Annotated in this window: 11 protein-coding genes; all 11 read left to right on the top strand. The window is 41.5% G+C overall.

From position 1 onward, the window contains the following. Positions 1-77: 77 nt before the first annotated feature. The 11 genes from B4Z90_RS18385 (at position 78) to B4Z90_RS18335 (ending at position 13,177) form a co-directional block, all read left to right on the top strand. Entirely contained in the window at positions 78-968 is an 891-nt protein-coding gene (locus B4Z90_RS18385) for a branched-chain amino acid transaminase (RefSeq protein WP_112374967.1), read from the top strand. Further along, entirely contained in the window at positions 952-2,652 is a 1,701-nt protein-coding gene (ilvD, locus tag B4Z90_RS18380; RefSeq protein ID WP_070570151.1) for a dihydroxy-acid dehydratase, read from the top strand. The genes B4Z90_RS18385 and ilvD overlap by 17 nt, the downstream gene beginning before the upstream one ends. Positions 2,653-2,769: 117 nt before the next feature. Continuing rightward, on the top strand, positions 2,770-4,512 hold the full coding sequence (gene ilvB / locus B4Z90_RS18375; RefSeq protein ID WP_286802922.1) for a biosynthetic-type acetolactate synthase large subunit: 1,743 nt from the start codon (positions 2,770-2,772) through the stop codon (positions 4,510-4,512). 8 nt (positions 4,513-4,520) lie between these two features. Continuing rightward, complete coding sequence (gene ilvN, locus B4Z90_RS18370; protein WP_070570155.1) at positions 4,521-5,111, top strand: acetolactate synthase small subunit; 591 nt, start codon at positions 4,521-4,523, stop codon at positions 5,109-5,111. A gap of 14 nt (positions 5,112-5,125) precedes the next feature. Beyond that, positions 5,126-5,590: a DinB family protein gene (locus B4Z90_RS18365; protein WP_236560296.1), complete on the top strand. Its 465-nt coding sequence runs from the start codon at positions 5,126-5,128 to the stop codon at positions 5,588-5,590. Between the two features lie 45 nt (positions 5,591-5,635). After that, on the top strand, positions 5,636-7,117 hold the full coding sequence (ilvC, locus tag B4Z90_RS18360) for a ketol-acid reductoisomerase (protein ID WP_075994367.1): 1,482 nt from the start codon (positions 5,636-5,638) through the stop codon (positions 7,115-7,117). 134 nt (positions 7,118-7,251) lie between these two features. After that, positions 7,252-8,649, top strand: coding sequence for a 3-isopropylmalate dehydratase large subunit (leuC, locus tag B4Z90_RS18355; RefSeq protein ID WP_070570162.1), 1,398 nt, complete (start codon positions 7,252-7,254; stop codon positions 8,647-8,649). A 10-nt stretch (positions 8,650-8,659) separates the two neighbouring features. After that, positions 8,660-9,250: a 3-isopropylmalate dehydratase small subunit gene (gene leuD, locus B4Z90_RS18350; protein WP_070570164.1), complete on the top strand. Its 591-nt coding sequence runs from the start codon at positions 8,660-8,662 to the stop codon at positions 9,248-9,250. Next, positions 9,244-10,722 carry an ATP-binding cassette domain-containing protein gene (locus B4Z90_RS18345; protein ID WP_070570166.1) on the top strand — a complete coding sequence of 493 codons (1,479 nt, stop codon included), beginning with the start codon at positions 9,244-9,246 and terminating at the stop codon, positions 10,720-10,722. The genes leuD and B4Z90_RS18345 overlap by 7 nt, the downstream gene beginning before the upstream one ends. A gap of 176 nt (positions 10,723-10,898) precedes the next feature. Beyond that, positions 10,899-11,972, top strand: a complete 1,074-nt coding sequence (gene leuB / locus B4Z90_RS18340; RefSeq protein ID WP_286802920.1) for a 3-isopropylmalate dehydrogenase — start codon at positions 10,899-10,901, stop codon at positions 11,970-11,972. 41 nt (positions 11,973-12,013) lie between these two features. Beyond that, entirely contained in the window at positions 12,014-13,177 is a 1,164-nt protein-coding gene (locus B4Z90_RS18335; RefSeq protein ID WP_083296124.1) for a 2-isopropylmalate synthase, read from the top strand. The last annotated feature ends 113 nt before the right edge of the window (positions 13,178-13,290 follow it).

The raw sequence follows: 13,290 nt of genomic DNA, 5'->3' as shown, positions 1-13,290 counted from the left end.
ATAGAAGCTCGAGATAGCATGATTTACCACCAATATTACAACAAAGGGAACTACTATCATCAGGTAAATTTTGGGTTATGAAATATTACGATAAAAACACATTGATCTATTTAGATGGAGCTTTTGTAAAAGCTTCCGAGGCTGCATTGGATCCCTTTGCACAGTCATTGCATTATGGGTATGCGGTGTTCGATGGTTTACGTGCGTATAACACCCACAATGGACCACGTATCTTTAAAGCCGACAAGCATTTCGATCGCTTAAAGAGATCATGTGAAGCCGTTAATATCCCCTATCGCTGGAGCAACCGAGAGCTGATCGACATCTGTTATGAGCTCTTGGCCAACAACAACCTAAGAGAAGCTTATATACGTCCTTTGGTATTGACTGGTTCAAATATGCATCTCACCTCATCAACCGAAGCAACCCTCATGATGGCAGCATGGGAATGGGGTCCATATCTTGGTCAAAACCTATTAAAGGTATGTATCTCTGATATCAAAAGACCCAATCCAAAATCCTTTAAAATTGACTCGAAGATCTCTGGGCAGTATGTTAACTCCATTCTTGCGACAACAGAAGCCATCAGGAAAGGCTACGACGAAGCTTTAATGCTCGACCACGAAGGCTACGTTGCCCAAGCATCCAGTGAAAATATTTTCATCGAAAAGGATTTCAAAATCTATACGCCGCCAGCGAAGAATATCTTTCCGGGCATTACACGCCAGACGGTAAAAAACATTTGTAAAAAATTAAACTTCGAAGTCATTGAAAAGCAATTGACGGTAGAGGATATTTACACTGCTGACAGCGCTTTCTTATGTGGAACTGCGGCAGAAATTATCGGAATCAAACAAGTCGATGATGTCATCTACAAAGAAGCCTGGGAACACAGCATAGGTGCATCAATCCAAAGAAGATATAAAAATTTAGTATTAGAGAACGAAAATTATGAAGTCATCATCTAACGGCGAAAACACAATGAACAAATACAGCCGTACATTTACACAAGACGAAACGCAACCTGCTGCAAAAGCAATGCTTTATGGTATCGGTCTTACAGATGCCGACATGGACAAAGCACAGGTCGGTATTGCCAGCATGGGATATGATGGTAATACGTGTAATATGCACTTAAATGATTTGGCACAAATCGTCAAGAAGGGCGTTTGGAACAATGAGTTAGTGGGTTTGACCTTTGGAACTATTGGCGTCAGTGACGGTATGAGCAATGGTACCGATGGAATGCGTTATTCGTTGGTAAGCCGTGATGTGATCGCTGATAGTATCGAAACGATCTGTGGCGGACAATATTATGATGGCTTGATCTCTATTCCTGGCTGTGACAAAAACATGCCTGGTGCTATTATGGCCATGGCCCGTTTGGACCGTCCTTCTCTAATGGTATATGGCGGTACCATCGCTCCAGGACACTATAAAGGTGAAGAATTAAACATTGTGTCTGCATTTGAAGCATTGGGACAACGCATCTGCGGAAATCTTTCCGATGAAGACTATGAAGGCATTATCAAACATACCTGCCCTGGTGCTGGTGCTTGTGGCGGAATGTATACCGCAAATACCATGGCTTCGGCAATTGAAGCCTTGGGAATGAGTTTACCCTACTCATCTTCCAATCCGGCGATCTCGGAAGAAAAGAAAAATGAATGTTTAGAAGCAGGTCGACATATCCGCACGCTGCTTGAGAAAGATATTAAACCCTCTGATATCATGACACGTAAAGCATTTGAGAACGCGCTACGTACCATTGTTATCTTGGGTGGGAGTACCAATGCTGTACTTCACTTTATTGCAATAGGCAAAGCCGTAGGCGTAGACATCACGCAAGACGACTTCCAACGCATGAGTGATGAAACCCCTGTATTAGCTGACTTTAAACCGTCGGGTAAATACTTGATGCAAGATCTTCAGCAATTTGGCGGAACACCTGCTGTCATGAAATATCTTTTAAATGAAGGTTTATTGCATGGTGACTGTATCACGGTAACAGGAAAAACGGTCGCTGAGAACTTGGCGGATGTTAAATCAATCATGGAATATGATCAACCGATTATCAAACCCTTGAGCGATCCAATCAAAGCTACAGGACACTTACAAATTCTTTACGGGAACTTAGCAGAGAAAGGTTCTGTTGCTAAGATCTCCGGCAAAGAAGGTGAAAAATTCACTGGTCCTGCACGCGTATTCGATGGAGAGCATGATTTAGTAGCGGGCATCGCATCTGGTAGAATCAAACCAGGAGATGTAGTGGTGATCAAAAATGAAGGTCCTGTTGGAGCGCCAGGCATGCCTGAAATGCTTAAACCAACCTCCTTGATTATTGGTGCTGGCCTTGGTAAATCTGTTGCTTTAATCACCGATGGCCGTTTCTCGGGTGGTACACATGGTTTTGTCGTCGGACATATCACACCAGAATCTTACAAAGGCGGATTGATCGGTCTTGTAAATGATGATGACATTATCGAGATCGATGCGGTAAATAACAGCATCAATGTGCTGCTTTCCGATGAAGAGATTGCGCAACGCCGTGCCGCTTGGGTACAACCAGCGTTAAAAGTTAGCAAAGGAGTTTTATACAAATACGCTAAAACTGTTGCCGATGCATCAGAAGGCTGTGTAACGGATCAGTAGAAAATAAAAAACAGAGACATTAAGCAAATACAGACCTAAACAATCGACGCTTAATGTCTCAGATCTAATATCTAAATACTAAAAGACTGAATAATCAACAATAAAAAAATCAACGTAATGAGTACACTGGAAATAACAGAAAATAAGGCCACTACAGCGCAGCAAACTCCGACACAAATTTCGGGATCGAAAGCTGTATTGGAGGCCTTATTGAGCGAAGGAGTTGATACCGTATTTGGTTATCCTGGAGGCGCAATTATGCCGATCTATGATGCCCTTTATGATTATACGGATCGTCTGAAGCATATTTTAGTGCGCCATGAACAAGGTGGAATCCACGCGGCGCAAGGTTATGCAAGAACTTCAGGTCGTACAGGCGTCGTCTTTGCGACAAGTGGCCCTGGAGCAACAAACCTAGTTACTGGACTGGCTGATGCCATGATCGATAGTAACCCTATCGTCTGTGTCACAGGCCAGGTCTTTGCTTCACTTTTGGGAACGGATGCTTTTCAGGAAACAGATGTCATCAATATCACGGCACCTGTCACCAAATGGAACTACCAAGTCACCGACGCAACTGAAATTCCAGCCGCACTCGCAAAAGCATTTTATATTGCCAGCACAGGTCGTCCAGGACCGGTATTGATCGATATTACCAAAAATGCACAGCTACAATTGTTCGATTACTTCGGTTACGAAAAATGCAGCCATGTACGCAGTTACAGACCTGCACCACAAGTTCGTAAAGAATATGTTGAGCAAGCTGCAGCGTTAATCAACGATGCAAAAAAACCATTTGTTCTTTTTGGACAAGGCATCATTCTTGGAAAAGCAGAGGAAGAATTCAAAGCTTTTATTGAGAAAACCGGCATTCCTTCGGCATCGACTGTCATGGGCTTAAGTGCACTTCCAACGGATCATAAACTTCACGTCGGGATGCTGGGTATGCATGGCAACTATGCGCCAAATGTCATGACCAATGAATGTGATGTTTTAATAGCCATCGGCATGCGTTTCGATGACCGTGTGACAGGTCGTTTGGACAAATATGCCAAACAGGCAAAAGTAATCCATTTGGATATAGATCCCGCAGAGATTGACAAAAACGTACAAACAACCGTACCTGTATGGGGCGATTGTAAGGAATCACTTCCCATGCTGACGAAATTGGTAAATGCCGCAGATCACTCCGCTTGGTTGGAACAATTCCGTGAACTTGAAAAAGAAGAAATCAAGGAAGTCATCCAAAACGAACTTCACCCACAAACCGATATTATGACCATGGGTGAGGTCATCCATGTGTTGAATGAATTGACAGGCGGTGATGCGATCATTACAACGGACGTCGGTCAACATCAAATGGTCACTTGTCGCTATGCTAAGTTCAACAACAGCAAATCGAATGTAACCTCCGGGGGTTTAGGAACGATGGGCTTTGGTCTTCCGGCAGCAATCGGTGCCTGGTATGGCGCGCCAGAGAAAACTGTCGTAGCAATCATCGGTGATGGTGGTATACAAATGACGATCCAGGAGCTGGGAACAATTATGCAATTTGGTGCAAAAGTCAAAATCATGATCCTCAACAATGAGTTCTTGGGCATGGTACGCCAGTGGCAGCAATTGTTTCATGACAAACGTTATTCGTTCGTGAATATCACGAGTCCTGACTTTGTTGCTGTTGCGAAAGGCTATTACATCGACGGTCAGAAGATTTCGGAACGTAAAGACTTACGTAATGCACTGAAAACCATGATTGATCACGACGGAGCATATCTATTGGAAGTGATGGTAGGTAAGGAAAACAATGTATTTCCAATGGTTGCACAAGGAACATCGGTATCTGAGATACGTTTAAAGTAGAATTTGACATGGAAAAACAAGAATATACCATCACCCTATATACAGAGAATTCAATCGGTCTTATCGGTCGAATCTCAACCATTTTTTCAAGAAGAAAAATCAATATTGAAAGCTTGAATACTTCCCCTTCTGAAGTAGAAGGGATACATCGTTTTACCATCGTCATCACGGAGGCTGAAGATGTTCTGCGTAAGCTTTGTCGTCAACTGGAAAAACAGATTGATATCCTCAAGGCCTATTACAATACCAATGATGAAGTGATCTGGCAAGAACAGGCGCTCTATAAAGTGCCTGCGGATGTTGTGAATGAAAAGGTATACGTAGAACGTTTATTGCGTCAATATGGTGCCAATGTTGTTGTGATCCGCAACGACTATATCGTCTTTGAAACTGCAGGTCACCGTGAGGAGATCGATAAGTTGACAGAAGAATTGACCAAATATGGTTTGATCGAATTTGTCCGTGGCGCACGTATCGCCATCATTAAAGATAGCGCAGGTTTCCACTCCAAATTGGTTCAGTTTGAAGCCAAGGAACCATCGATAGAAATTGTAGAGAACGAGTATCTCGACAAAAGAGATGATGTATTTACAATGTAAGCTTTAAAAGTATTATGCAAGAGACATTTAAATTTATCTTAAAGTCACGTCAAAAATTCATTGAATTACTTGACGGTCTTTCCATTGAACAGCTTAACAAAATTCCCACGGGATTTAACAACAATATCATCTGGAATTTTGCCCACATTGTCGTCAGTACACAGACCTTAGTCTATGTCCGTACAGGTATTAAAGCCGACACGACCTGGGTAAAATATAATGAAGACTATAAAAAAGACACCAAGCCAACCCGCTTTGTTGAACAAGCAGAGGTTGATGAATTGAAAGAAATTGCAATCCGCAGTATTGAGCAAATTGCTGCTGACTATGAACACGGTGTTTTCGGAGAAATCACCTCCTTCTCAACAGCAACCTATGGCTATCCAATGGATACCATCGAAGAAGTTATTGCCCTGACATCAGGTCACGATAACGTTCATTTCGGTTACGCCATGGCGCAACGCAGATTAGTACAATAATTAAAATAAATAATCAACAACCCATAACAGAAAGAAAGTAAAACAATGGCAAATTATTTCAACACCTTACCGCTTAGAGAGCAGTTAGAACAATTAAGTCACGCTGAATTCATGGACAACACTGAATTCACAGATGGTGTAAATGCTTTAAAAGGTAAAAAAATCGTAATCGTAGGATGTGGTGCGCAAGGCTTGAACCAAGGTTTAAACCTAAGAGATAGCGGACTGGACGTTTCTTATGCTTTGCGTAAAGAAGCTATTGAACAAAAAAGAGATTCTTGGAAAAACGCTACGGACAACAACTTTAACGTAGGCACTTACGAGGAATTGATCCCATCTGCTGATTTAGTTATCAACTTGACTCCAGATAAACAACATACGTCAGTAATCAACGCTGTCATGCCGTTGATGAAAGAAGGCGCTACATTATCGTATTCACACGGTTTCAACATCGTTGAAGAAGGTATGCAAATCCGTAAAGATATTACTGTCATCATGGTTGCTCCAAAATGTCCAGGTTCTGAGGTTCGTGCAGAGTACCTTCGTGGTTTTGGTGTTCCTACCTTAATCGCTGTTCACCCAGAGAATGATCCGCAAGGAAAAGGCTGGGCTGAAGCAAAAGCATACTGCGTAGGAACAGGTGGACATAAAGCCGGTGTATTGAAATCTTCATTCGTAGCCGAGGTAAAATCAGATTTAATGGGTGAGCAAACGATTCTTTGTGGATTGTTGCAAACAGGTTCGATCTTATCTTTCGACAAAATGATCGAGAAAGGTATCGAAGCTGGTTACGCATCAAAATTGGTACAGTACGGTGTAGAAGTAATCACGGAAGCCTTGAAACATGGTGGTGTGAGCGGAATGATGGACCGTTTGAGCAATCCAGCAAAAGTAAAAGCCTTTGAGATCTCTGAAGAATTGAAGGATATTATGCGTCCTTTATTCCAAAAACACCAAGATGATATCATGTCAGGTCACTTTAGCAAGACCATGATGGAAGACTGGGCAAATGGTGATGCGAATTTATTGAAATGGAGAGCTGAAACAGGTGAAACTGCGTTCGAAAAAACACCTGCTGGTGATGTTAAAATCAACGAACAAGAATACTTCGACAACTATACACTGATGGTTGCTTTCATCCGTGCAGGTGTTGAATTGGCATTTGAAACAATGGTTGAAGCAGGTATCAAACCAGAATCAGCATATTATGAATCATTGCACGAAACACCATTGATCGCTAACACAATCGCTCGCAAGAAATTGTTCGAAATGAACCGTGTTATCTCTGATACAGCAGAATACGGTTGTTACCTATTCGACCAAGCTTGTAAACCTTTGTTGGCCGACTTCATGAAAACTGTTGATACTGATCTCGTAGGTAAAAACTTCAATGAAGGTAGAGATGCTGCAGTTGATAACGCACAATTAGTTGTCATCAATGAAATTCTACGCGATCACCCTGTAGAAATCGTCGGTCGCAAATTGCGCAAAGCGATGACTGCAATGAAAGCAATCAAAACTGTTTAAAAGTCCATACGAAATTATACATGCTCCAAAAATCATGAATATTTCGTAATTTAGTATATCGAAATCAAGGTGATATTGAGACATTTGCAATATCACCTTGGTTCATATAAAAATAACATAAGAGAGATTAAAAAATGTCAAAAACATTAGTAGAAAAGATTTGGGATGCGCACGTCGTCAAGCGTGAAGAAGGGTTTCCGGATATTATATATATCGACACCCACTTGATTCATGAAGTTACTTCACCTCAAGCTTTCGATGGCTTGCGTAAAAGAGGAATCCCAGTTTTTCGTCCAAAGCAAACGGTAGCTACTGCCGACCACAACGTACCGACACTCAATCAACATTTACCGATCAAAGAAGAGCTATCCCGTTATCAAGTTGATATGCTCACCAAAAATTGTGCTGAATTTGGTATTGAATTATATGGTTTAGGACATCCATACCAAGGGATTGTACACGTTATTGGTCCGGAGCTGGGTATCACCCTACCAGGTAAAACGATGGTCTGTGGCGATAGTCATACCTCAACACATGGTGCTTTTGGAGCTATTGCTTTTGGTATTGGAACCTCTCAGGTTGAACAGGTCTTCGCAACACAATGTTTGTTGCAGTCGAAGCCAAAAACAATGAAAATTGAAGTCAACGGTACCCTTCAAAAAGGTGTTGGAGCAAAAGATATCATCCTATATATCATCTCTAAAATCTCTGCTGCGGGCGGTACAGGTTACTTTATTGAATATGCTGGTTCAGCAATCCGTTCTTTAAGCATGGAAGCACGTATGACCATTTGTAATATGAGTATAGAAATGGGTGCACGTGGAGGCTTAATTGCTCCAGATCAGATCACTTTCGACTACGTAGAAGGCCGTGAATTCGCACCGAAAGGTGAGGAATGGGATCAAGCCCTAGCATACTGGAAAACATTATATTCTGACGAAGATTCCATCTTTGATAAAGTGTTGACTTTTGATGCTGCAGATATTGCACCAATGATTACTTATGGCACCAACCCAGGCATGGGTATGGGTATCGCGGAACATATTCCAGCAACTAACGCACAACCAGAATCAGAACGGCCATCGTACCAAAAAGCATTGGATTACATGGGTTTTAAAGATGATTCAACAGTCTTAGGCAACCGTGTTGATTATGTGTTTATCGGAAGTTGTACCAATTCCCGTATTGAAGATTTACGTGAAGTAGCTTCATTCGTTAAAGGCAAGCAAAAAGCACAAGACGTTGAAGTATGGATTGTACCGGGCTCAAAACAAGTAGAAAAACAAGCGAAAGAAGAAGGCTTGGATAAAATATTTGAAGCGGCAGGATTCCAGCTACGTGAACCAGGATGTTCGGCATGTTTAGGGATGAACGAAGATAAAATCCCTGCTGGTAAATATTGTGTTTCGACTTCAAATAGAAATTTCGAAGGCCGTCAGGGACCGAATGCCCGCACCATGCTGGTATCTCCTTTGACAGCAGCAGCTGCGGCAGTAACAGGTAAAGTAACAGATGTAAGAGAGTTGATCTAAGCAGAAAAAAATGAAAAAATTTGAAACTTTAACGTCACAGGTAGTCCCACTACCTATCGAAAATATTGATACTGATCAAATTATTCCCGCACGCTTTCTAAAAGCGACCACGCGTGAAGGTTTTGGTGATAATTTATTCCGCGACTGGCGTTTTGACACAGACAATCAGCCTAAAACTGATTTTGTGTTGAACAACCCGACCTATACGGGAAAAATATTGGTTGCCGGTAAAAACTTTGGTTGTGGTTCAAGCCGCGAGCATGCCGCTTGGGCTATTCAAGACTATGGTTTTGATGTGGTCATCAGCTCATTCTTTGCCGATATATTCAAAGGAAATGCCCTTAACAACGGTGTATTACCGATTCAGGTACCTGAAGAGTTTTTGGCGAAAATTTTCGAATTGGTGCACCAAAATCCGTCAACGGCGATTATTGTTGATCTTGAAAAACAGACAGTCATGTTGACAGAGACAGGTGATCAATTTGAGTTTGAAATCAATCCATACAAAAAATCATGTTTGATCAATGGCTATGATGACATTGATTTTATCCTTAACCAAAAAGATTCAATCGAAGCATTTGAAGCAAACAGACAATGGTAGATCCTGTCGTCCATATTGCCAATTTAACCATTCAGTACGGTAAAGATACCGTACTGCAAGACTTAAATTGGCAAATTTTTCCTGGCGAGCAATGGATCTTAGGCGGTCCGAGCGGTACAGGAAAAACCACGCTGGCAAAAGCGATTGCCGGGCAATTGAAGTATGAAGGCCAGATTACATTCCATCTTGACCCAACGAGCCTATTGCCGGCAAAAATTCATTACGTTTCCAATTGGTTTCAGTTTACCAATCTTGAAGGCGATCGCAATTTCTATTACCAACAGCGCTACAATAAATTTGCAAAAAACGATACATTAACGGTTTTTGCCGAGTTGAAACATTTTGCAAAAGAAGAACAGCTTTCTTTTGAAAACGTACGTTCTTACCTGAACATTTTTGGATTCGAGAATTTCAAAGATCAGCAGTTGATTGAACTTTCGAGTGGCGAACACAAAAGACTGCAATTGATCAAGGCCTTGTGGCTTCAACCTCAGGTGCTCATTATCGACCAGCCTTATACAGGACTGGATGCACAGTCCAGAAAAGATCTCAATCAGATTTTCGATCAGCTTGCGGATAAAGGGGTCACCTTGTTGTTGATCAGTAATGATGACGAACAACCGGATTGTATCAATCGTTTTGCGGAAATTCAGGAAGGTAAAATCAGGATTCGCCAACGGAGTGAAGAGCTATCCAAAGGCTTGCCCCGAATAAGAAAGGCGCTGCCTTATTTTCTACAACAGGCACCTCAGGTATCTGCCCAGGTCATGGTAAAAATGAACAAAATCAATATTTCATACGGCGAAAAACAAGTCTTAAAGAATATTGACTGGGAAGTAAAAGCCGGTGAAAAATGGTTGCTACAAGGGCATAATGGTTCAGGAAAATCAACTTTGCTTAGTCTCATCAACGGCGATCATCCACAGGCTTACGCCAATGACATCCATCTTTTTGGCAAAAAAAGAGGATCTGGAGAAAGTATTTGGGATATCAAAGAACATTTGGGTATTATATCTCCGGAATTACATTGGTACTATGATATGAATGCCAACGTTGGGCAGACGATTGCTTCTGGATTTTTTGACTCCATGAGCCTATACCAACGCTTAGGATTTGAACAACAGCAAAAGCTCGAGCAAATTCTCCATTTTTTTGACCTCAAAGAGGTTAAACACAAAACATTGGGATCATTGCCTTTAGGTCAACAACGTTTGGTCCTATTGGCCCGCACGATCGTGAAACATCCAGAATTGCTGATTTTGGACGAACCTTGTCAGGGCTTAGATAAAGAGCAGACCCAGTATTTCAACGACGTCATCGATGACCTCAGTAAAAGTGGCCAGACGCTCATTTATGTAGGTCACTTCCAAACCCAGCTACCAACGTGCATTGACAATAAAATCGTGTTGGAAAAGGGAGAAGTAAAGGCTATATCCGAAGTTATCCACAAAAAAGAAACTTTATCAACATAAAAATTGTGGAAAACTTCAATTAATTCGAAAATAAGAACAAAAAAATAAAAAGAGAATCAAGATATCGGAAAACACTGGAAATCAAAAGTCAAAAATAAAGATAACTCAATAGGTTTTAGGCCTATTTTCCAAAGTTTCATTAGACCTATCTCTGATAGCTCAATATTAAAAATACAATGAAGAAAAATATTTTAATCATACCTGGAGATGGCATCGGCCAAGAAGTAACAACTTGGGGTAAAAAAGTTTTAGAAAAAATAGGTGAAAATTATGGTCATGAGTTCAGCTTTGATGAAGCTATCATGGGCCATACTGCAATTGAAGCGACAGGCAACCCGCTTCCTGATGAGACATTATCTAAAGCAAAAGCTTCTGATGCGATCCTTTTCGGCGCCATTGGCCATATTAAGTATGATAATGATCCTTCTGCTAAGGTAAGACCTGAACAAGGCTTGTTGAAAATCCGTAAAGAACTAGGTCTTTACGCAAATCTTCGTCCAATCCTTTTATTCGATGAGTTATTGGATGCTTCGAGTTTAAAGCCCGAAATTCTTCAAGGTACAGATATTCTTTTCTTCCGTGAACTGACAGGTGATGTCTATTTTGGTGAGAAAAATCGCAATGAGGATAATACCTTTGCTTCAGACTTGATGAATTATCACCGTTACGAGGTTGAGCGTATCGCACGTAAAGCTTATGATGCAGCACGCACGCGTAACAAAAGACTATGCTCTGTTGATAAAGCCAATGTATTGGAAACATCCCGCCTGTGGAGAGAAGTTGTCCAGGAAATCGCAAAAGAATATCCGGATGTTGAAACCGAGCACATGTTTATCGATAATGCGGCCATGCAATTGGTGAAAAATCCAAAGAAATTCGATGTGGTATTGACAGCCAATCTTTTTGGTGATATCCTGACAGACGAAGCGTCACAGATCGCAGGCTCGATGGGTATGTTGGCTTCTGCTTCCGTAGGTGATGGCACAGGCTTCTTCGAACCTATCCACGGCTCTGCACACGATATCGCTGGTCAAAATAAAGCAAATCCATTGGCTTCAATTTTATCTGCTGCCTTGATACTTGATATTAGCTTTGGTCTACAGGAGGAAGCTAAAGCGGTTACCAATGCTGTTGCAGAAACATTAAAAGCTGGTTGGAGAACCGGTGATATTGCCAACAGCAGCACAGAAGCTTCAAAAATCTTAGGTACTCAGGAAATGGGTGAAAAAGTATTGGAGTTTATTAAATAGTATACCCTTTTTAATTTGTAAATCTTTTGAATTAAGAAATTATGTTACACGATCCTAATCATCTTTACATTTTCGACACCACTTTACGTGATGGCGAACAGGTACCAGGCTGCCAATTAACTACTCCAGAGAAAATTGAGATTGCTAAAGACCTGGAAAAACTAGGGGTGGATATTATCGAAGCCGGTTTCCCAGTGTCTAGCCCTGGTGATTTTCAATCGGTCGTCGAATTATCTAAAGCGGTAAACGATGTCATTATATGTGCATTGACCCGTGCCAATCAAAACGATATTGACGTAGCTGCCGAGGCATTAAAATATGCCAAACGCCCACGTATCCATACGGGTATTGGTTCTTCGGACATGCATATCAAATATAAATTCAACAGCACAAGAGAAGAAATTTTAGAACGTGCCGTCGCGGCTGTAAAACATGCCAAATCCTATGTGGAAGATGTCGAGTTTTATGCAGAAGATGCGGGTCGCGCAGACTTGGCATTTCTAGCTAAAATGGTTGAATCGGTGATTGCTGCCGGTGCTACGGTAGTCAATATCCCCGATACAAACGGTTATTGTCTGCCAGACCAATATGGCTCAAAAATCAATTACCTCAAGGAGAATGTACGCAATATCGATCAGGCCATTATTTCGGCACATTGTCACAATGACTTGGGACTTGCAACAGCAAATTCTATCGCTGCGATTCAAAATGGAGCCCGTCAGGTGGAATGTACCATCAACGGTATCGGTGAGCGTGCCGGAAACACGTCACTTGAAGAAGTAGCCATGATCCTTAAAGTGCACAACCAGTCGTTTGGAAGCTTGACATCAAACATCGATAGCCGCATGTTTACGTACTTATCGCGCAAGGTAAGTGAAATGATGAACATGCCTGTACAACCGAATAAAGCGATCGTTGGTCGCAACGCCTTCGCACACAGCTCGGGGATTCACCAAGATGGTTTCCTAAAACACCGTGAGAACTATGAGATCATCAGACCAGAAGATGTTGGTTTGGTTGAAGCTGATATTATCTTAACTGCACGTTCAGGAAGACATGCCCTTAAGCACCATTTGGAGCGTTTAGGCTTCCATCTTGAAAAAGATGATTTAGCTGATTGCTATCAACGTTTCTTGGTTTTGGCCGACGAAAAGAAAAATATTTGTGATGATGACCTAAAAAGCCTCATCCAAGAAAAAATATAAAAAAAGGAAGGCTGCAGATGCAGCCTTTTTTTATCATAAATACATTTTTTTAAAAGGATCCAAATGATACGTTGCTAATTATTATTTTATCATACGTACAAACGATCTTCCAT

It is taken from the genome of Sphingobacterium sp. UBA5639 (assembly GCF_002421245.1).
Taxonomy (GTDB): domain Bacteria; phylum Bacteroidota; class Bacteroidia; order Sphingobacteriales; family Sphingobacteriaceae; genus Sphingobacterium; species Sphingobacterium multivorum.
This window is presented reverse-complemented; position numbering and strand designations above follow the sequence as displayed.

Bases quoted from the DNA above. Each gene is read 5' to 3' on its own strand.
- B4Z90_RS18385 (WP_112374967.1), top strand. From the start codon at position 78: ATGAAATATTACGATAAAAACACATTGATCTATTTAGATGGAGCTTTT.
- ilvD (WP_070570151.1), top strand. From the start codon at position 952: ATGAAGTCATCATCTAACGGCGAAAACACAATGAACAAATACAGCCGT.
- ilvB (WP_286802922.1), top strand. From the start codon at position 2,770: ATGAGTACACTGGAAATAACAGAAAATAAGGCCACTACAGCGCAGCAA.
- ilvN (WP_070570155.1), top strand. From the start codon at position 4,521: ATGGAAAAACAAGAATATACCATCACCCTATATACAGAGAATTCAATC.
- B4Z90_RS18365 (WP_236560296.1), top strand. From the start codon at position 5,126: ATGCAAGAGACATTTAAATTTATCTTAAAGTCACGTCAAAAATTCATT.
- ilvC (WP_075994367.1), top strand. From the start codon at position 5,636: ATGGCAAATTATTTCAACACCTTACCGCTTAGAGAGCAGTTAGAACAA.
- leuC (WP_070570162.1), top strand. From the start codon at position 7,252: ATGTCAAAAACATTAGTAGAAAAGATTTGGGATGCGCACGTCGTCAAG.
- leuD (WP_070570164.1), top strand. From the start codon at position 8,660: ATGAAAAAATTTGAAACTTTAACGTCACAGGTAGTCCCACTACCTATC.
- B4Z90_RS18345 (WP_070570166.1), top strand. From the start codon at position 9,244: ATGGTAGATCCTGTCGTCCATATTGCCAATTTAACCATTCAGTACGGT.
- leuB (WP_286802920.1), top strand. From the start codon at position 10,899: ATGAAGAAAAATATTTTAATCATACCTGGAGATGGCATCGGCCAAGAA.
- B4Z90_RS18335 (WP_083296124.1), top strand. From the start codon at position 12,014: ATGTTACACGATCCTAATCATCTTTACATTTTCGACACCACTTTACGT.